The sequence below is a fragment of the Peribacillus sp. NPDC096447 genome (assembly GCF_044762725.1).
Lineage (GTDB): Bacteria > Bacillota > Bacilli > Bacillales > DSM-1321 > Peribacillus.
In genome coordinates this window covers 105,295-123,336 of record NZ_JBIWEV010000006.1, presented here as the reverse complement: position 1 = coordinate 123,336, position 18,042 = coordinate 105,295, and the positions used below count along the sequence as shown (strand labels likewise).

Here is an 18,042-nt window from a genome sequence, read left to right as displayed (position 1 = left end):
ACCTAGTTGTTTTATCGAACGAAATTAATTCTTAGTGATCATGATTCATGTTGCTGTGTTCTGAATGTTCCTCGTGTGAATCCTTGGAATCAGTTTCTTCCGTATCAGAGGATCCGTGGTCATGACCAGCATTTTCCCCTTCAGGAGCTGGAGAAAACTCTAAGTGAGTTCCAGTGAAAGTGGATTGTCCCACATGACCAGGTTTTAATAATTCATTGAATTTTTCCTCAGTAATCGGTTTAGCAGTAGCTTTAATTTCATCTACCCACTTATCGTATTCTTCTGCAGACAGTACATTAACGTTGAACGTTTGCTGAGCAAAACCTGAACCACTGAAGTTTGAATTTCGACCCATATACTCTCCTGGTACGTCAGCTGCTAAGTGCAACGTATTAACCATGTCCGACATCGCGTATTTTTGTCCTCCAAGTTGCGGAATCCAGAAACTTGAGATTGGACCGTATGAGTAAAGTTTAAATTCAATTGGTCGGTTAGTAGGTAAAAACAGATAGTTGACTGTTTCGATATCTTCTTCCGGATAACTAAAATGCCACTTCCAGTTGGAAGATGAAGCGTAAATAATTAAAGGTTCTTGATCACCGTATCCTTTAGGTGTTGCCTCAACTTCATTTGTTGTTTTAACAGTAACAACGGATAGGAAAGCGACGATCAAAATTGGGATCGCAACCCAAATTATTTCAAGAACCTTACTTCCTTCTATATGAGGCGGTTCATAATCATCACGTTGTTTGGAAGCACGATATTTCATTATCATGAAGATATACAGTACCATAACGACAAGGACGACAAAGGACATTGTCCATATCGAAATCATAATAACATCTGCTTGTGTTGCAGCTACTGGCCCTTTAGGGTCCAAGACCATTAATGGGTTATCGCAACCGGTTAGCACAGTGGCAATAGTAAAAAGTATAGTTAATAGAGCCCATTTTATTTTCATAGTACTACCCCTTTCTTACATAATAAAATTCCAATTGGTAATTATTCGGACAAAGTGTTACCATGTTCACAAACCCCGACATACCAATATTAATCCCAAGTCTAAAAAAAGACAATACAAAGTGACATCTGTCACATAAAGTTCATTAAAGAGCAGTAAGAAGATGGTAAATGAACTGAAATGTTCGATAATCTTCAGCAAATGAAATATAATAAATGTTTCATATCTTGTCTATGAAAATTCACTTATCAGTACAGGATTGCATATATTACCGATCCTCTTTCCGTTTAATATTACTCTAATATAATGAAATAAAAATTTCACATTATATTCACCGTGTATATTGCCTCAAAACTCTTAAAGATTATGAATTATATTACCTATCCTGTCAATTAGGTATTTATCGTTAGAAAACATTATTTAAAACGGATTTTTTTCACTCGGCCATGGAGGTTGGTAAATGGTAGACACATTAAACACGATGTTGTCTCCATGCTTCAATACTCTTATGATCAAACACAGGTCAATATTATATATATATAAGGAAACAACGAGTTTGAAATGAAATTGGGTTCTTTCGCAATCCTTATGCCCTGTCATTATTTTTAAACAGCCGTTTAGCAATAGTCGTGGTAGAAGTAATTCAGGTTTGGTGGTTCTATCGCAAAACCCACTGACCAATAACCCCATATTGATGCCTGTATCCCTTTTGAATTATCAATTAAAATTACATAGAAAAAAATCCACAAAAAAAGGACTTCTTAAAAGTGTCCTTTTCTCGTGGATATAGTTTAAAATGTAAGTGAGAATTTCCTGGCGTGCAGGCAGTTTGTTTGGATGTCAAGCACATCGTGTGTTTGGCAATGACAAGTGCAGTATATTGTATTGAATTAAAATGTAACAAATTGGTAGTTCGATTCTGATCATACATAAAATGAAAGCGCATTCATCGAATGAGATCAAGTTGACTCAAATTCAGCAAGTTAGGCAAAAGAACAACTAGTTTTGTTTAGAAAAACAGTATATTGCGCTATATTCCTCGTTTTAGTTACTGAATTCTGTACTTCTTTTTGTTGGAGCTTTAGCCTTTGTTTTCATTTTTATGATTTTAGTCGTTTCCGGTTCAATTCTTTCGCCTTTATGTGTATTCATTACCATTTCTTCTGTCAGGACAAAAAATATACCAACTAGAAAAATGGCAGCTGCGCTTAATGTGATGGCGATTCCAACAGCGGTAAATATATAATCCTTATTGTAATCGCTTACAAAGAAACTTAAAGCAAAAATAATAATTCCGATTACACAGCCTGTGCCCGATACCCATTTCACTGCATCTAACATCTTCTGATTAGCTTCCATAATTTCATCCCCTTTCTTTCTATTTTATGACATTTCACAAATTTGTCAAATCTTTTCTATTTTTTAACATATCCACGATGAAAACCTTGACAAATAGAAGACGCCACCATTCACTTTTAGGTATTCATGACTATATGAACAAACTGCAAAAACAGTGCAAATACACTATCTATTTTTCCGACATTACCCTACTGTATACTATAAAAAAATCCCAATATAAGACCCCTGATAATAATCAGGGGCCTTACCTCTATGGTTTTTGCAAGGTGATCGTTACCGTTTTCTCTTCAGTGCCTCGATATACTTTAACCTTTACTTTATCGCCGATCTTCTTATCTGAATATAAGTATTTCCTTAATGCTGCCGCGGTATCAATTTTCGTTCCATCAATCTCAACGATGATATCCTGTTGCATAAGCCCTCCATTCGCCGCAGCCGAGCCCGCCTCTATACTCGTCACCATTACGCCGGATTTAGCAGCTTCTGGAACATTTTGAAGGTAATATTGCGGTAGTTCTTCTATACTGGCCAAGCTGACTCCTAAATATGGCCGCGTGATTTTTCCATTTTTAATCAGTTCCGTAACAATTGGAATCACATCATTACTTGGTATGGCAAACCCTAAGCCTTCCACACCATTTTCGGAAATCTTCAAACTGTTTATCCCGATCACTTCCCCAGCGGTGTTGATCAATGCACCGCCGCTGTTGCCGGGGTTGATCGCTGCATCTGTTTGAAGGACATCAAGTTCCCACTCCCCGTCCGATGTATCAACTGAAATGGAGCGTCCGGTCGCACTGACGATCCCTTGTGTAACCGATCGTGAAAAATCAAGTCCAAGAGGATTGCCAATTGCCAATACTTCTTCACCTGGACGCATGCTATCGGAATTCCCGAATTTAATTCCCTCAGGTGCCATCGAGGCATCAATTGTCAAAACCGCTAAGTCCGTCAAAGCATCAGCCCCGACAACAGCTGCCGTTGTCTTTTGTCCATCATACAATGAAATTTCGACTTCCTTAGCTCCTTCAATAACATGATTGTTCGTGATGATATAGGCTTTCCCACCAGCTTTTTTGTAAATGACCCCTGAACCAGTGCCGCTCTCAACCGTTTCGCTCTCCGTGCTTTGCCGCTGGTACGGGTTCTGGTTTTGCATCTCCTGTAAATTCACGACCCCGACAATCGATTTGGATGCTGATTCGACCATCTCTGCCCTATCATTTGAATCCGTACTCGTCGATAACTTTTCCGCCGTGACACTTTTATCTTTTTCAACACTCTCCGGTTGCTGTACACCTGCTGTTTCGGTTGACTCATTCACTGAACTATTCCCTTGATCTATAAAGTCTCCGCCAAATAGAAATACAGACGATGTAACCATAGCAGCAACCGTTCCGGAAACAAGGCTAGTTAGCCAAAGAGACTTACCCTTTTTCCGTTCTGCCTTCACTCTGACTTGCTCATCACCATTATAATTCTCCATCTTTATCCCTCCTATGATTGTCCTTTGTCCTTTACTTGACTCAATCATAAACAGGAAATATTAAAAAATTCTTAAGAAATAAAGAATAGGACGACATTTTTACAAAAAGTATAAAATTATATCGAATCCTGTATTTTGCTGCGCTGCAAATTAAAAAGGCCTCAACAGGGGCCTTCAATTCCACCATACAATTATCCTACAAGACTTCATAAACTTCTTTAGTCTTCTTATTCACTCCATACCAGCCCCAAGTGGTTTTGTGGCCACTTTTCTGACTAGGTTCATCCACCTCGAAAACATGAAAAATGTAATCTCCCTTTTCGGCATCATGATCATATTCGATATTCAATTTCGGAAAATTTTCCATGTCCACATAATCCTTCACTAGCTTCTCTGCCTGAGATTTACTTAATGTACTAACCGAAGCCTTGCTCTCTTCTTTGCCTATTGTATCCGTTGCCGCCTCATCTTCTATTTTGGATCCATTGGTTCCGTCCACAGTTGCTTCCTCCGCCGGCTCCGCCTCGTCATTTCCCTCTACTGCTTCTATCGTGGCGGAGTCTGATACAGGTTGCATTTCCACCGCCTTTGAAACCATTAGTTTACCTTCCCGGTATTTTGCTTTATATGCGGTCGCTTCTTCAAAATCGCTTTTGGCCGAATCAAAATCCTGATCGTCGTATTTCTTCATTCCACTCGCCAGAAAACCTGAAAGAACCATAAATTCCTTTGCTTCCGGTGTTTTTGCTTCTTTATAAGCTAATTCAAATGCCTCGTGGGCTTCTAAATAGTTTTCTTCATTCAACTGACTTTTCCCTAAATCCATATTGGAATCATAATTCCTTGTTACGCAGCCTGAAGCAATCAACACAATAAAAATAACCATGATTGACCTCTTCACTATATCACTCCTTTATTTTCCATATTATTCTGTAAATTCATCTTATACCATTTGATAAGAAATCCGATACCTCTATTTCCTATCTTTTTCATTAAGGAAATGTTTACATTGATGATTAACTTTTTACAAATAGTGGTACAGAATAGATAAACGCTTGAAAGGATGATGCACAGAATGATGCAGGAAAAACAGACCTATCATGTCGATTTGGTCAGCGGCGACGTTCTTGGACAAAAACTTGAAGAGAATCCAAGCTTCACTGTACACGCAACTGATGAGGAACTTGCAGAATTGAAACAATGCTTGGAGGAACACCGGACAGATGACCTGGAGGCATATGCCCGTTCACATGTGCCCTACCTTCTTTATCATCATGACCGGGCAAATGATAAATACGATGCAGCCATGAAAAGGCTTTATGCCCTCATTTATAAATTAGGGGATGAAACAGCACGAAACCATATTGAAGAAATCGGCATATTGAAAGATAACAAATTCGAGGGACAAGAAGAAGTGCAAAAGTTCAAATAGGAAATAGAAACAGAACCTGAAATTTGAAGTGAACCCAAAAAGTTAGACACTTTATTTACTTAGGCAGCCTTGAGGACATGTTACGCTGGCACAGTCATCGGGACTATATGGATGATGACATTAGGCGCAACCTTAACCATAGCGATTCCTAACTTCCTTGATCACTCTGGCGGTAACTTGGCCAGCCTGTTTGGAAATTTTGCTATAATCATGTTCTTTATAATCATCTTTGGACAGCTTGCTATAAATGTCTTTAACCTATATGGAGCATTCATGGCAACCATAACAACAATTGAACCGTTTATTAAATTAAAGGTCACACCGAAAGTAAGAATAGGAATGATATTCTGTGTAACAGTAGCAGGTACCGTTTTGTGCTTACTAGGTCAGAGTAATTTCCTATCCTTTTTCTTGAATTTCATCTTTTTCATTAGTTATTTTTTAATTCCCTGGACATCCATCAACCTTGTTGATTATTATTTGCTGCGACATGGCCATTACAATGTAAAAGATATTTTTGATGTGAACGGTCAATATGGCAAAATAAATTGGATTACTTGTATGGCATTTCTAGTATCAATCTTGGCGGAAATCCCTTTTATAAACACATCATTCTATGTAGGACCGATAGCCAAGGCCTTTGAAGGGGCAGATATCGCTTGGATTATTGGCTTAGTTGTCCCAGCTGTTTTGTATTACTTCCCAATGAGAAAAAAGTTGAATATCGCTGAAAATGCAATAAAACAAGAGAATGGTCCGATAGAGAAAACAGACGCTAGTGTTAAGTAAATTAATATCAAGTGTCGGATAACAGAGAACCTTAAAATGAACTGCACCCCAAATTGGAGGTGCAGTTTTTTTGACCAAAATATACGATAAATGAAATATTACATGTATGCTGTTTAGAGTACTTGTAAGGAAAAAAATTCATTTCACAAGAAAGCATTTCAAACAAGAACCAGAGAAAATATCAAATACTACAAGCATCAGCTAATCAAGGTAAAAATAAAAGGCATGAGCCGGTAGATTACCGGGTTCATGCCTTCAAGGCTGTTTAAATAAAGTGCCTAACTATTTAGGTTCACTTCAGTTCAAAGGTTCTGTTTTTTTAAAGTGGATGTTGTGGTATATCTCTAGTTGTCTAAAATAAAAATAAAGGTCTTGTTGAATTATCCTGACTAGAAAGTAGTGTTATAAGGTCCAATTGATAAGCAATCCAGCTTGAGCTAACCCACCGCCGAAACCATATAATAAAACCTTCTCACCACCACTGAGCTTCCCTTCTTTTAATCCTATTTCTAAAGATAATGGAATTGTTGCTGAAGAAGTATTTCCATACTCCACTAAGCTATATAAAGTACGCTCAATTGGAAAGCCACTTCTATCACATATTGACTCAATCATTCTTAAATTTGCACTATGCGGTACGAACCAATCAACATCATTCAATTGATATTCAGCATTTTTCATCACAGTTTGCATTCCTTTTGGAACAGTAGTAACAGCCCATTTATAAACCTCACGTCCATTTTGTACCAGGTTGCCACTATTATTTAAGTCTTCACCATTTATACGTGTCGATAGGTTTGTACTATATAAATGTTTTCCGCCTTCTCCCTCCGAATATAAATGTGAAGAAATAAAACTTGGCTGTTTTTCATCATATTCTACAAGAACTGCTCCTCCGCCATCTCCAAATAAAATACAAGTGGCTCGATCTTCATAGTCCATAAGTTTTGATAAAGTATCGGCTCCAATAACAAGAACTTTCTTGTTTAAACCAGATGTTACCAATCCATTAGCTACATGCAGCCCATAAGTAAATCCTGCACAGGCAGCGTTTAAATCAATAGCTCCAGTATTCTTAATGCCTAGCTTTGCTTGGACTAAAGATGCTACACTGGGAGTGTTGAAATCAGGAGTAAAGGTACAGACAATGATCATATCAACATCTTCGACAGATTTATCATACCGTTCCATTAAATCCTTTACAGCTTTATAACCTATATCACTAGTAAACTCCTCTTCATGTGCAATTCTTCGTTCTTTAATACCGGTACGTTTAACAATCCATTCATCATTGGTTTCAACCATTTTTTCTAAGTCTTTATTTGTTAACCTTTTTTCAGGAACATACGAACCTATCGCAGTAATACGTGCTTTGGATTTGAACATAGAATAGCCACCTCGTGTTATGAATTGCATCAATTTTATAACTGATATTAATACCTGGTACTAATTATAAAGTAAAAAAAATCTTATGCAACTAAGCATTACATTAAAAAAAGAGCGGGGCGGGGCAAAGGAACTTTAAAGTAACGCACCTGTGAGTTTATACAATCTTTAGAGAGAATGCCAAAAGTCACCTTCAAGACATTTCCTCTAATAAAGTATTAAATTCTGCTTGCCTTACTGACCTTGTCAAAAAAACCATACTCCTAGTTGATGCAGATCTTACTTATTCATGATGACGACAGATTTGATCTTGTCTTTCGAGGTTTTGTTCGACTGCATATGCAGTGCCCCATTCACACATTGTATTTAATACAGGTACAAAGGATTGACCCAACTCAGTTAAACTGTATTCTACTTTTGGCGGTACTACTTTATATACTTCTCTTCGGACAAGCCCATCTCTTTCCAACTGCTTTAATTGGTCGGTTAAGACTTTCTGGGTAATGGCCGGTATTAGAATATAAAACTCTTTTGTCCTCATTGGTTTTTGACTCAGAAAAAAGAGGATTAAGCATTTCCACTTTCCTCCTACAGTATTCATGAAAATATTTATTCCAGTATTTAGACTCTTCATTCCTCATTCCTCCTGAATAGGCACATAAAGGTGGCTATGCCACTTTATTGTGCGTTATTTTCTTCTACATCATGGGTCCATTATACTCTGATTATGAAGCAAATATAACATTGGGAGTGAGCACGATGAGTGTAAGAGAGATTATAGAAAAAAGGCGTTCCGTAAGGCAGTATGATCCCGATTACAAAATTAGTCCAGAAACGTTGGCGACATTTATTGAAGGAGCCAGTAAATCGCCTAACGGAAACAATATTCAAGCAACACGATACCTGGTTATAGATGAACCATATTTAAAGAATTTGTTACTGCCCATTGCTTTTAATCAGCAACAGGTAATTGAAGCCTCAGTACTGATTGTTATACTAGGTGATTATCAAGCATTTGAAAAAGAAAATATCATAATGATACATGAGGATGAGTTTCAAAAAGGTTATTTTGACGCATCAGTAAGAGATTATCTAACAAACGCGGCAATCAATTATTATCTAAATAAATCAAAAGAAGATTTAAAGGTTGAATTAATAAGAGACGCAAGCCTGGCGTCAATGTCGTTAGTTTTATTGGCTAACGAGGCAGGTCTTGAAACCATTACAATGTCCGGGTATGATTCCGAACAATTAAAGTCAGCCTTAAAAATTTCTGATAGGTATTTAGATGTTATGCTAATTGCCATGGGGAAAGGAATGAAAGAAGGTCACAAAACAGTAAGACACGATGTTAACAAAGTCATTTATAAAAACAAAATATAGTGAGTGTAATTACTTTTTTAAAATTTGGATATTGGAAATTAGTGTGGAAAGAGGGTTAAAAAGAACCCTCTTCCCCTATCTTCTTATAGTTAAAACTCACCACGAGTTACCAGTCTCTTTTATCATCCACATGCAGACTTATCATATAGTCATATTAACGTAACGGATTCATTTTAGTGTTTTTGTTTGTAATAGGTTACAGCGAGCGCAAGGGCCAGCACTGTTCCTTTGACGATATCCATCGCATAATACGGAACGGACATCATGATCTGCACATATTGTAGGATTCCGACCAGGACTGCTCCAACAAAGGTTCCAAAGGCATTCGGTTTTCCAGCTCCTAAAACGGAGGAACCAATGAAGGCTGCCGCGACGGCATCCATTAAATAGGGTGACCCTGAATTGATTTCCGATGTCATGACCCTTGAAGCAAGGTCAATCCCCCCGATTGCAGCAAATAGAGCCGAAAGCAGATAGGCAAGGATTTTGTATTTATTAACCGATATCCCGGAAAGTCTCGCCGCTTCCTTATTTCCCCCAATCTAAAAAGGAATCAATCACATCTCTTACAAATTCCCATTCCAGGCGCTTTTGTTTAAATCCTTCTTCACCCACTGATGTAAGTCTGTAATATTTCCTTCTTCCTCCAGGTCCTTGCTCATCCCCCCAGTAAGAAGAAATCCATTCATTCTTTTCTAATCTCTTTAAAGACAGATAAAGTATACCTTCTTTTAATTCAAATTGGTCATCACTCTTTTCACGAACGATTTTGGCTAATTCATAGCCGTACATATCCCTCCTATGTAAAAGTGACAGGATGAGCGTGTCTATATGACCTTTTAAGACTTCCTTATTAATATTATGTTTCCACATATTGGAATAAATATATTTTATATTACTTTATAATGCAAGGTATTATTTAATGAAATATTACAAATTCAACTAACCGTTTTTTTAGTTATACCTGATTTAACACTCTCCTTTAGGTAAGTACCTATACTAAAAGTGCATACTTACGTACTTGCAGAGTGCACTTTATACTTAAAATAAATAATAATTAAGGAGGAGAAATCTTTGAAAACTCTTGTTATCGTATCACACCCAAGTCTAGAAACATCCGTCATAAATAAGCGATGGGTAGAAGCGCTAAGGAAATATCCGGAAAATTACACAGTACACGAATTGTATAAGGTTTACCCTGACGGAAACATTAATGCGGAAAAAGAACAGCAATTAATCGAATCGCATAGTAATCTTGTTTTACAGTTCCCTTTTTATTGGTTTAATTGTCCGCCTCTTCTAAAAAGATGGCTTGACGATGTTTTTACTTATGGTTGGGCTTATGGTTCAAATGGAGGCGATAAACTAAAGAATCGCAAAGCTGCATTAGCTGTATCTGCCGGAATTAACAAAGAGGATTATAGTGAAGAAGGAAGATATCGCTATACACTTGAACATTTATTATCTCCCTTTGAAACTACCTTCCTATACTGCAATGCAGATTATCGTTCATTCTTTGCGTTTTATGGTGCTGAAAATGAACCGTCCGCAAGCGAATTGGAAAATAGCGCACAAGATTATTTAAATTTTGTCGACAATCTTTAACAGGCGGTTTCATTAAAGAAGTATTTCCTAATTAGGGAAATACTTCTTTTGATTTATCAAAATAGCTACACCTACGGCCGTACAATCTCCTGAGCTGGCAAACTGTTTTTCTCTCCCCACTCGCACATCATATTTAACAATGGAATGAGAGATAGACCACGTTCAGATAATGAATATTCTACTTTCGGAGGTATTTGGGGAAATTCCTTGCGTATGATAAGGCCGTCTGCCTCCAGCTCTTTTAACATGATGCTTAGCGTTTTAAAGGAAATGGTGCCGATACTCCGCTTCAGCTGATTATGCCGCATAACCTTATTTTCAGACAGCCAATATATAATGATCATTTTATATTTGCCGCCTATTAAGGACAACGTATATCCAAAGCCAGTGTCATTTGGTTTCACGCCAGTCGGAACACAGGTTTCGCGCATAAGTTTACACTCTCCTTTGGTTAAGTATAGGATATGAATGTTCATACTTTACAATAGATCATTATCAATTTTATTGAAAGGTAAATAGGGTCCCTATAAAAATTCACTCCAACAATGAGGGATCAAAAAGTCCTCCTGCCCTATTTTAGCTTAAGTAAAAAGAGTTCATTAGTAAGTAAAATGATGAAGATGCGAAAATTCATTTCCATAATCCGTCCCTTTTTTTAAAAGGAAAAATCCTGTTGCATATCCAACAGGATTTTTTTCATAATTTTGGATTTCTGCAGAGCAACGTAACGGATTCATTTTAGTGTTTTTGTTTGTAATAAGTTACAGCGAGCGCAAGGGCCAGCACTGTTCCTTTGACAATATCCATCGCATAATACGGAACGGACATCATGATCAGCCCATTTTGTAGGATTCCGATCAGGACTGCTCCGACAAAGGTTCCAAAGGCATTCGGTTTTCCCGCTCCTAAAACGGAGGAACCAATGAAGGCTGCCGCGACGGCATCCATTAAATAGGGTGACCCTGAATTGATTTCCGAAGTCATGACCCTTGAAGCAAGGACAATCCCCCCGATTGCAGCAAATAGAGCCGAAAGCAGATAGGCAAGGATTTTGTATTTATTAACCGATATTCCGGAAAGTCTCGCCGCTTCCTTATTTCCCCCAATAATGTACATATAACGACCGTGCTTCGTATAAGTCAAAAAGATATGGGTCGCTATCACAATGACGGCCATGATCAGGATTATCCATGGTACCTGGCCAATTTTGGCGAAAAACGGGCTGATTAGTCCTGTTGCGAATGTCCCGTCGGGCATGACCATATTTTGTGAAACCGTGGCCCCTTTTGTATAGGTAAGGGCAATTCCCTGGATAATGAACATGGTAGCCAATGTCATCAGCATGTCGGGAATTCTCAATTTAACGATCATGAATGAATTCAAGGCCCCTACGACAAGTGAGGCACCGATCGCAGCGAATATAGCAATTAATGTATCCTGTGAAAACCAGACAAACATCGAGATGACGATGGCATTGGCCAATGATGCGACTGAGCCGACGGAAAGGTCGAAGCCATCCACGGTCAGGGATATCGTAATGCCGATCGCAATGATGGTCACGATGGAAATGGAACGCAGGATGTTGACCAGATTCGTAGTTTGAATGAAAGATGGATTGGACACGGCAAAAATTCCAATCAGAATGATAATCGTCAATATTGTGCCGTATTTATAGAAAAAGTCGAATAGTTCCACCTTTTTCTTCGCTTTCGCTGTCTGTGTAACAGGAATGGGTAGGCTCATTCTATTTTCCTCCTGTTGAATAGAATAGTAGTTCTTCTTCATTCGTTTTGCTTGTTTCTAATTCGATGACAGTGCTCCCGTCATATAGCACATATGTCCGGTTGGTAATGCCAATGATTTCGGAAAGCTCGGATGATGCATAAATGATTGCTTTCCCATTCCTTGCAAGCTCTGCAATCAATTCGAATATATCCTTCTTGGCTCCAACATCGACCCCTTTCGTTGGTTCATCGAATATGTATACATCCGCATCGGCCATAAGCCATTTCCCGATGGCAACTTTTTGCTGATTGCCACCTGAAAGGTTTTCGACATTCACTTCCCCTGAAGGAGTTTTAATGCCGAGACTTGCGATCATTTCCTTCGCTCTTTCCTTTTCCACCTTGCGATTCACGAAGCTGAATGTCTTGGAGAATTTTCCAAGACTGGCTGCCGTCAAGTTCGCCGAGACTGATTCCTGAACAAGGACCCCTTCTTTCCTGCGTTCCTCAGGTACAAGTGCCAGACCGCTTTTTACTGCTTCGTGCGGTGATTTCAAGGAAAGCTTTCGACCATTCAGGATGACTTCACCCGCTGTGATCGAAGTATGACCGAAAAGGGTTTTACACAGCTCCGTTTTCCCAGCCCCGACCAACCCTGCCAAGCCGATTATCTCGCCTGCTTTAATATTCAAACTGACATTTTTAACTTTCTCTGCATCTGACAATCCGTTCACTTCCAGAATAACGTCGCCAATCGAAGCATTCACTTCAGGAAACTGTTCATCCATGGTTTTTCCAAGCATGTTCTCTACCACTTCGGTACGGGTTATGTCTTCCTTCTTTCGACAAGTGACACGCTCCCCATTCCTCATGATCGTAATTTCCTCACAGATTTCAAAAATTTCGGGCAGACGATGTGAAATGAAAATGATACCCACGCCTTTTTGCTTTAATTCATTTACAATTCGAAAAAGTTCTGTCGTCTCCGTATGACTTAACGGAGCAGTTGGCTCGTCGAGAATCAGGAATTTGCATTCTGTCGAAACGGCTCTTGCTATCAGGACCATCTGTTTTTCAGCCAAGGTAAGGTCTCTTACCAGCTTTTTCGAAGGGACACGAATTTTCATATCTTCAAGAATAGAAGCGGCTTGGTTGTGCAGCTCTTTCCATTGGACCATCTGTTTTTTTCCCATGTTTTGGACCATATCATTCAACATTACATTTTCCCCAACCGTTAAATAAGGGATGAGGGCGGTATCCACTTCCTGATAAACAATTTGAATGCCTTGTTCCTGAGCCGCTTTTGGTGAGCGGATATCCCGCTTCATCCCATCGATAAAAATGTCACCTGAATAATGAACATGGGCTCCCGATAAAACTTTCATTAACGTCGACTTCCCTGCTCCGTTTGCACCGACCAATGCGTGGGCTGTCCCTGATTTTATGGAAAAATCAACATTACTCAGCGCCTTCACCCCCGGAAATTCAATCGAAATCTTCTTCATTTCTAGTTGCGTGCCCATGTCCATTCCCCCTTATTGAACAGACACTCCCTTCACTGGAAAGAGAGTGTCTCTTTTTACTTTTTATAATGATCTTTCAAAACTTTCATCCAATCTTCTTCAAATTCCGTCGATACACCCCAGCCATCGATAATACCAGACAGATTTGCCATGTTCACCGCTTCTTTTGACGCTTGGATTTGCTTTTGTGAAATAAGTGAAGCCTCCAAGTCATAGGTTTGCGGCGTTTCCTCGCCCGCTAATTTTTTAGCCAATATCCTCATATTCACTGCACCGATCAACTTGGGATCCACTGCTGCCGTGTAGGACCATGAGCTATCAGCCGATTGGATTTCCTGGAGATCTGCATTCGAAACATCTATTCCATATATCTTCACTTCATCGCGTCCCGCCTCTTTAATCGCCCGGGCTGCACCGATAGCAAAGGCATCCCATGTTGCGAAAATGGCATCCAATTTACCTTTAGGGTATTTATTCAGCATTGCGGCTACAGCATTTTGTGTCTGAACCGAAGTATCAGCAGATGCCACTCCGAATCTTTCGACTTCTTTAATCCCAGGATTTTCTTTTAATTTTTCCTGATAGACTGCATTTCTTCTTACCATTGGAGGAAAACCGTCCACCCAAAGATATGCAATTGCCGCTTCACCTTTCTGTTCTTTTATCAGTTTATCAAAAGCCAGCGTTGCCAAAGCTTCATCATCTTGTGAAGTTAATGTCACGCCTTCTATTTTAGATAGATCGCTTATTGAATCGAATGTGACAACGCTTTTACCTGCATCAACCAACTTTTGAACGTCATTCACAGTTGCTGCATCATCACCATGGGAAATGATATAGCCGTCATAATCTTCCTCCAAAGCCTGCGCTATCGCATCATGGAATTTAGCCGTATCACCATTGGCTGTGTACGTATCCACTTGAAACCCCAGTGCTTCTCCTTCTTCCTTCGCCCCCGCCAGGTATTGGGCCGTATGATCATCACCGCCAATTTTACGGATCACTTTGATTCTGGCTCCATCTCCATCAGCAAATCTTTCCGGAACATTTTCAAATGATACTTTTTCTTCTTTCTTCGACTCTGTGGAACTCTGACCTGTAGAGCAACCCGTTAAAAGCAAAGCCGAAGCGATGGCTGAAATGAATATCCCTTTAATAGACCTTTTCATCTTGTTTCCCTCCATTTTTTCTAATTAGTCTTATCAGTTAAGTTGGTGTAAATCCCAAAATAAAAACCTCTCTAATATAGAGAGGTTTAATCGGCTGTTTTGCAGACTTGTCCCTCTCTTATCTGTCAAAACATTTCTGTTTTGCAGGATTTAGCACCAATTCCTAATGGAACGGTTGCTGGGCATCTTAGGGCCAGTCCCTCCGCCACTCTTGATAAGAGATATATCGTGTTACGTTTTCGTAATTATCACTTTATAGGGATATAGTCGTAAAGTCAATAGATTTTTGAATATTTGAAATGTTCCCCGTTATTTTTTATTTTCTTTGAAGCTGGGCTAGACGCTTTTTCTCAATCTTTTCAAGCCGCTCCAACTGCCTTAATTTCACTTCGAACAAAGTGATCGGGTCACGGTAAACTTCCGGATTTTCTTTCATATGCTCCAATGCAGCCTGGTAGTCTTTTATTTCAGTCTGCGTTTGCTCTATCGTTTTTTGAAGTAAGGCAAATGAACCGCGATAGAAAAGGGAGATGTCACGATCCAAAGATTTTTCAAACAATCCAAATTGGGTAAGGAAACGTTCCGTGATCATTTCCGCAACATCCAGGTAATCTTCACTTTCCAGGTATTTCTTATAACGATTGTACATATTGGCTTTATTTTGCGGTATCGCCCCAAACAGCTTCCCTGCCCCTTTAAGCAGTAATTGAGATGGAGTCCTGCGCAAAAGGATATTGACGTTTTCGATGCGGATACTGCTTGTCATCCGGTCGGCATCACGGCGCCAGTCATCCAATACCCTGAAGTCGCCTGCCAGCGTAATCCGTTCTTCTTTGTATAATTCATTGAATCCGGCACTCATCTCATCCATAAACTGCTGGCTTTGCGTGAACTCCATTTGGGAACTGGCAATCCAGTCTTGAAGAGAACGGTAATATTGAGGCATGATCTTGTCAGATATGAAGTTTTGAATTCGCTCATTCATTTCCTGGTTTAACTGTACATGGACCTGACTGAAATCACTGCTTTCCGTTAACGATTTAGAGCAATCCCTCAGTAATTCAGGAATTTTTGAATAAAGCTGATTTTTCACTTCGTCCTTAAGCAGACGATACGACCTTATGATATTTTCACTTTTTTCTTTTTCCAAATCAGCCAGTTGATTGACCGCCCCATTCAGCTTGACTTCCATCTGTTCATTCCAAGAGATGGAATGCTCGCATTTCCGCTCATTGGCTGCCCGTTTTTCTAACAGATAAGATAAAGTTTTACGAATGAATGCCAGAATTTTTTCAGATCTTCTTTCCTTCCAATTATCATCTTGATAATTCGATTGAAGGAAGGCTGAAAGATCCTTCAATTGCTGCCTGCTGTCATAATGTTTGGAGAAAGCGAATACTTTCGCATTCGGGAAATATGCATTCACTTTATCCCATGTTTCGTCTTCCATCCGGACTGCGACCTGATCACTGTATATCGTATCCATTTTATTTAATAAGAAATGAATCGGCAGTTTCGGAGCCATCATTTGAATTTCCAATAACAGATCCCTTTCGCTGCCGGTGAAAGGCGCCCGGGCGTCAAGAACGAACATCAATCCATCACTGCCATGTAAATAGCCCTGGAAATCGGATTCCACGCTTTTTTCCCCATTGAACCCCGGAGTATCCAATAATCGCAGATGATTATTTCTTAGGTAGTCACTGATGATGGTCACATCGACAATAGTCCCGCGCTGTCGGCGAGTTTCATCCAAATCAGTTAGCTCCTCGACAACTTTGCTATCTGTATCGGTAATTTCAAGGATTTCCAGATCATCCCCATCTTTGACACTGACTAGTGACGAATGATCTTCAGCGGCTATGCTCTCGCCAACGATTGACTGAATAAAGGATGTCTTGCCATTTCCTGTACTTCCTGCAAGAAGAAGATTGAAATTCCGGGTATCCTTAAGCCCGTCTACCATCCATTTAAGCTTATTGCCAACCTTTAAATCATTATCTTCAGCCCACTGGATAATGGAATTGAACAGTTTCTCTCCCGCTTCCAGTCCGCCACCCAATTTAGGCGATTTCGAAAGCAGGCTCTCTGCATCCTGAATGACCAGCGCATTGATCGTATCCGGGAAGATTTCATTCCAGGACAACGCGGATGCCGCCGCAAACAGCGAGAGCTCCCCGTCTGCGATTTTGAGCCAGTTTTCCAGCAACCTTGGCACGACAGGACTTAAATCTTTGATTAGGTGCGTTCCTTCTAAAAGACCTGCATATGCATCCCTGTAATAGACGGAAAGCTCATCCCATACATCCGCATGGTTCAATTCGATGGTATCTATCAAGTTATTAATCACTCTCAGCCATTCGAAATAAGAATCCGTATATTTATAGTTTTTCCACAGGGCAACCGTCACCTTTTCGAAACGTTCCTGGTCGAGTGTGTATAGCGAACCAAGGACAGTTGAAAAATAATCCGGATCCATCGATTGGGCAACACCTTGCTGGATATACGTTTTCAGCACATCAAACCAGCCCATTGATTCTGTACGGATACTTTCATTCGCCGCTAATACCACCGCACTGTTCCAATCCTTTTGTTCTTCAAAAAAGGCGCGTGCAATTTCCGTGACATTCGGGTAGTCCGGTTGGAACTCGACTGCTTCTTTCACGACATTGGAAGCCAGGTCATTTCTCGATTCCACTATGTACAGGGAAAACAGTTGCAAAAGAACTTCTGTTTTCAAGACCGCTTCATCCGTATCGACGGATTTATAGATATCCTCTGCGGTTGAATACATTTCCAGTTCAAAATAAGCATCAGCTATGTTTTTCTTCGCCCATGAACCAAGTTCCCCTTCTATGTTTTCCCATTTAAAAATGGCTGCCTCATAGTCATGATGCTGAAAATATACTTCTCCTTGAGCAAATCGAATTGTGGTTAAATCCGCTCTTTCCTTTTTTTGTTCCACGAGAAACATTTCACCCAAAGCTTGAATGGGGTGCTTCCTTGTATCCTCAATCATCGTTTCATAATATTTTTTTCCGATCAGACGTTCGTCCATCTTTATTCCCCCGATATATTTCATATTTTCAATTAAAGGATAATCACTGATTCTATAAGCCTTCTAGTAGACCTAACATTCAATCTATAGGTTCCTTTAGTTAAAAAATCATTTACAAAACCTTAAAATGTTATTTTAGCAAAACAATATGGTAACAACATGTCACC

At 39.5% G+C, this 18,042-nt stretch carries 15 protein-coding genes, 2 pseudogenes and 1 riboswitch; of the genes and pseudogenes, 4 read left to right on the top strand and 13 right to left on the bottom strand.

Annotated elements, in window-relative coordinates:
- Window positions 1–31: 31 nt before the first annotated feature.
- The 4 genes from qoxA to ACIQZD_RS20275 all read right to left on the bottom strand — a co-directional run bounded on the left by qoxA (window position 32) and on the right by ACIQZD_RS20275 (window position 4,692).
- Window positions 32–961, bottom strand: coding sequence for a cytochrome aa3 quinol oxidase subunit II (gene qoxA / locus ACIQZD_RS20290; RefSeq protein WP_402905862.1), 930 nt, complete (start codon window positions 959–961; stop codon window positions 32–34).
- Between the two features lie 1,044 nt (window positions 962–2,005).
- Entirely contained in the window at window positions 2,006–2,320 is a 315-nt protein-coding gene (locus ACIQZD_RS20285; protein WP_402905860.1) for a hypothetical protein, read from the bottom strand.
- Window positions 2,321–2,570: 250 nt separating this feature from the next.
- Window positions 2,571–3,806 (bottom strand): S1C family serine protease, encoded by a 1,236-nt coding sequence (locus tag ACIQZD_RS20280; protein ID WP_402905858.1) that lies wholly within the window; start codon window positions 3,804–3,806, stop codon window positions 2,571–2,573.
- A gap of 196 nt (window positions 3,807–4,002) precedes the next feature.
- Complete coding sequence (locus ACIQZD_RS20275; RefSeq protein WP_402905856.1) at window positions 4,003–4,692, bottom strand: hypothetical protein; 690 nt, start codon at window positions 4,690–4,692, stop codon at window positions 4,003–4,005.
- Between the two features lie 189 nt (window positions 4,693–4,881).
- On the opposite strand from ACIQZD_RS20275, the gene ACIQZD_RS20270 reads away from it, so the two are divergent.
- Both ACIQZD_RS20270 and ACIQZD_RS20265 read left to right on the top strand, forming a co-directional pair.
- A complete protein-coding gene (locus ACIQZD_RS20270) occupies window positions 4,882–5,238 on the top strand; it encodes a hydrolase (protein ID WP_230177889.1) in 357 nt (118 codons plus the stop codon).
- Between the two features lie 81 nt (window positions 5,239–5,319).
- Window positions 5,320–6,027, top strand: a pseudogene (locus ACIQZD_RS20265) (cytosine permease); the annotation flags it as partial.
- A 402-nt stretch (window positions 6,028–6,429) separates the two neighbouring features.
- Here ACIQZD_RS20265 and ACIQZD_RS20260 read toward each other — a convergent pair.
- Window positions 6,430–7,413 carry a ketoacyl-ACP synthase III gene (locus ACIQZD_RS20260; protein WP_305159128.1) on the bottom strand — a complete coding sequence of 328 codons (984 nt, stop codon included), beginning with the start codon at window positions 7,411–7,413 and terminating at the stop codon, window positions 6,430–6,432.
- A 283-nt stretch (window positions 7,414–7,696) separates the two neighbouring features.
- On the bottom strand, window positions 7,697–8,047 hold the full coding sequence (locus ACIQZD_RS20255) for a winged helix-turn-helix transcriptional regulator (protein WP_402905852.1): 351 nt from the start codon (window positions 8,045–8,047) through the stop codon (window positions 7,697–7,699).
- 125 nt (window positions 8,048–8,172) lie between these two features.
- Here ACIQZD_RS20255 and ACIQZD_RS20250 point away from each other — a divergent pair, with 125 nt between their 5' ends.
- The gene (locus ACIQZD_RS20250) at window positions 8,173–8,796 is read left to right on the top strand and encodes a nitroreductase family protein (protein ID WP_402905850.1); all 624 of its coding nucleotides are present in this window, start codon (window positions 8,173–8,175) and stop codon (window positions 8,794–8,796) included.
- Window positions 8,797–8,969: 173 nt separating this feature from the next.
- Here the strand turns inward: ACIQZD_RS20250 and ACIQZD_RS20245 are convergent.
- Window positions 8,970–9,338: pseudogene (locus tag ACIQZD_RS20245) on the bottom strand (ABC transporter permease); the annotation flags it as partial.
- Window positions 9,325–9,669, bottom strand: a complete 345-nt coding sequence (locus ACIQZD_RS20240) for a PadR family transcriptional regulator (RefSeq protein ID WP_402905848.1) — start codon at window positions 9,667–9,669, stop codon at window positions 9,325–9,327. The gene ACIQZD_RS20240 and the pseudogene ACIQZD_RS20245, both read right to left, overlap by 14 nt.
- A 201-nt stretch (window positions 9,670–9,870) precedes the next feature.
- On the opposite strand from ACIQZD_RS20240, the gene ACIQZD_RS20235 reads away from it, so the two are divergent.
- Window positions 9,871–10,401: an NAD(P)H-dependent oxidoreductase gene (locus ACIQZD_RS20235; protein WP_402905846.1), complete on the top strand. Its 531-nt coding sequence runs from the start codon at window positions 9,871–9,873 to the stop codon at window positions 10,399–10,401.
- A gap of 71 nt (window positions 10,402–10,472) precedes the next feature.
- On the opposite strand, the gene ACIQZD_RS20230 is transcribed toward ACIQZD_RS20235, so the two are convergent.
- The 5 genes from ACIQZD_RS20230 to ACIQZD_RS20210 all read right to left on the bottom strand — a co-directional run bounded on the left by ACIQZD_RS20230 (window position 10,473) and on the right by ACIQZD_RS20210 (window position 17,875).
- Window positions 10,473–10,832, bottom strand: a complete 360-nt coding sequence (locus tag ACIQZD_RS20230) for a winged helix-turn-helix transcriptional regulator (protein ID WP_402905844.1) — start codon at window positions 10,830–10,832, stop codon at window positions 10,473–10,475.
- Window positions 10,833–11,139: 307 nt separating this feature from the next.
- A complete protein-coding gene (locus ACIQZD_RS20225) occupies window positions 11,140–12,144 on the bottom strand; it encodes an ABC transporter permease (RefSeq protein ID WP_402905843.1) in 1,005 nt (334 codons plus the stop codon).
- A 1-nt stretch (window position 12,145) separates the two neighbouring features.
- Window positions 12,146–13,648 (bottom strand): sugar ABC transporter ATP-binding protein, encoded by a 1,503-nt coding sequence (locus ACIQZD_RS20220; protein ID WP_402905841.1) that lies wholly within the window; start codon window positions 13,646–13,648, stop codon window positions 12,146–12,148.
- Window positions 13,649–13,704: 56 nt separating this feature from the next.
- Complete coding sequence (locus ACIQZD_RS20215; protein WP_402905839.1) at window positions 13,705–14,817, bottom strand: sugar ABC transporter substrate-binding protein; 1,113 nt, start codon at window positions 14,815–14,817, stop codon at window positions 13,705–13,707.
- A 115-nt stretch (window positions 14,818–14,932) separates the two neighbouring features.
- Window positions 14,933–15,038: riboswitch (SAM riboswitch) on the bottom strand.
- Window positions 15,039–15,133: 95 nt separating this feature from the next.
- Window positions 15,134–17,875 carry a GTPase domain-containing protein gene (locus tag ACIQZD_RS20210; RefSeq protein WP_402905837.1) on the bottom strand — a complete coding sequence of 914 codons (2,742 nt, stop codon included), beginning with the start codon at window positions 17,873–17,875 and terminating at the stop codon, window positions 15,134–15,136.
- Window positions 17,876–18,042 lie beyond the last annotated feature (167 nt).

Bases quoted from the DNA above. Each gene is read 5' to 3' on its own strand.
- ACIQZD_RS20280 (WP_402905858.1), bottom strand. From the start codon at position 3,806: ATGGAGAATTATAATGGTGATGAGCAAGTCAGAGTGAAGGCAGAACGG.
- ACIQZD_RS20230 (WP_402905844.1), bottom strand. From the start codon at position 10,832: ATGCGCGAAACCTGTGTTCCGACTGGCGTGAAACCAAATGACACTGGC.
- ACIQZD_RS20285 (WP_402905860.1), bottom strand. From the start codon at position 2,320: ATGGAAGCTAATCAGAAGATGTTAGATGCAGTGAAATGGGTATCGGGC.
- ACIQZD_RS20220 (WP_402905841.1), bottom strand. From the start codon at position 13,648: ATGGGCACGCAACTAGAAATGAAGAAGATTTCGATTGAATTTCCGGGG.
- ACIQZD_RS20225 (WP_402905843.1), bottom strand. From the start codon at position 12,144: ATGAGCCTACCCATTCCTGTTACACAGACAGCGAAAGCGAAGAAAAAG.
- ACIQZD_RS20255 (WP_402905852.1), bottom strand. From the start codon at position 8,047: ATGAAGAGTCTAAATACTGGAATAAATATTTTCATGAATACTGTAGGA.
- ACIQZD_RS20250 (WP_402905850.1), top strand. From the start codon at position 8,173: ATGAGTGTAAGAGAGATTATAGAAAAAAGGCGTTCCGTAAGGCAGTAT.
- ACIQZD_RS20240 (WP_402905848.1), bottom strand. From the start codon at position 9,669: ATGTGGAAACATAATATTAATAAGGAAGTCTTAAAAGGTCATATAGAC.
- ACIQZD_RS20275 (WP_402905856.1), bottom strand. From the start codon at position 4,692: ATGGTTATTTTTATTGTGTTGATTGCTTCAGGCTGCGTAACAAGGAAT.
- ACIQZD_RS20210 (WP_402905837.1), bottom strand. From the start codon at position 17,875: ATGGACGAACGTCTGATCGGAAAAAAATATTATGAAACGATGATTGAG.
- ACIQZD_RS20260 (WP_305159128.1), bottom strand. From the start codon at position 7,413: ATGTTCAAATCCAAAGCACGTATTACTGCGATAGGTTCGTATGTTCCT.
- ACIQZD_RS20270 (WP_230177889.1), top strand. From the start codon at position 4,882: ATGATGCAGGAAAAACAGACCTATCATGTCGATTTGGTCAGCGGCGAC.
- qoxA (WP_402905862.1), bottom strand. From the start codon at position 961: ATGAAAATAAAATGGGCTCTATTAACTATACTTTTTACTATTGCCACT.
- ACIQZD_RS20215 (WP_402905839.1), bottom strand. From the start codon at position 14,817: ATGAAAAGGTCTATTAAAGGGATATTCATTTCAGCCATCGCTTCGGCT.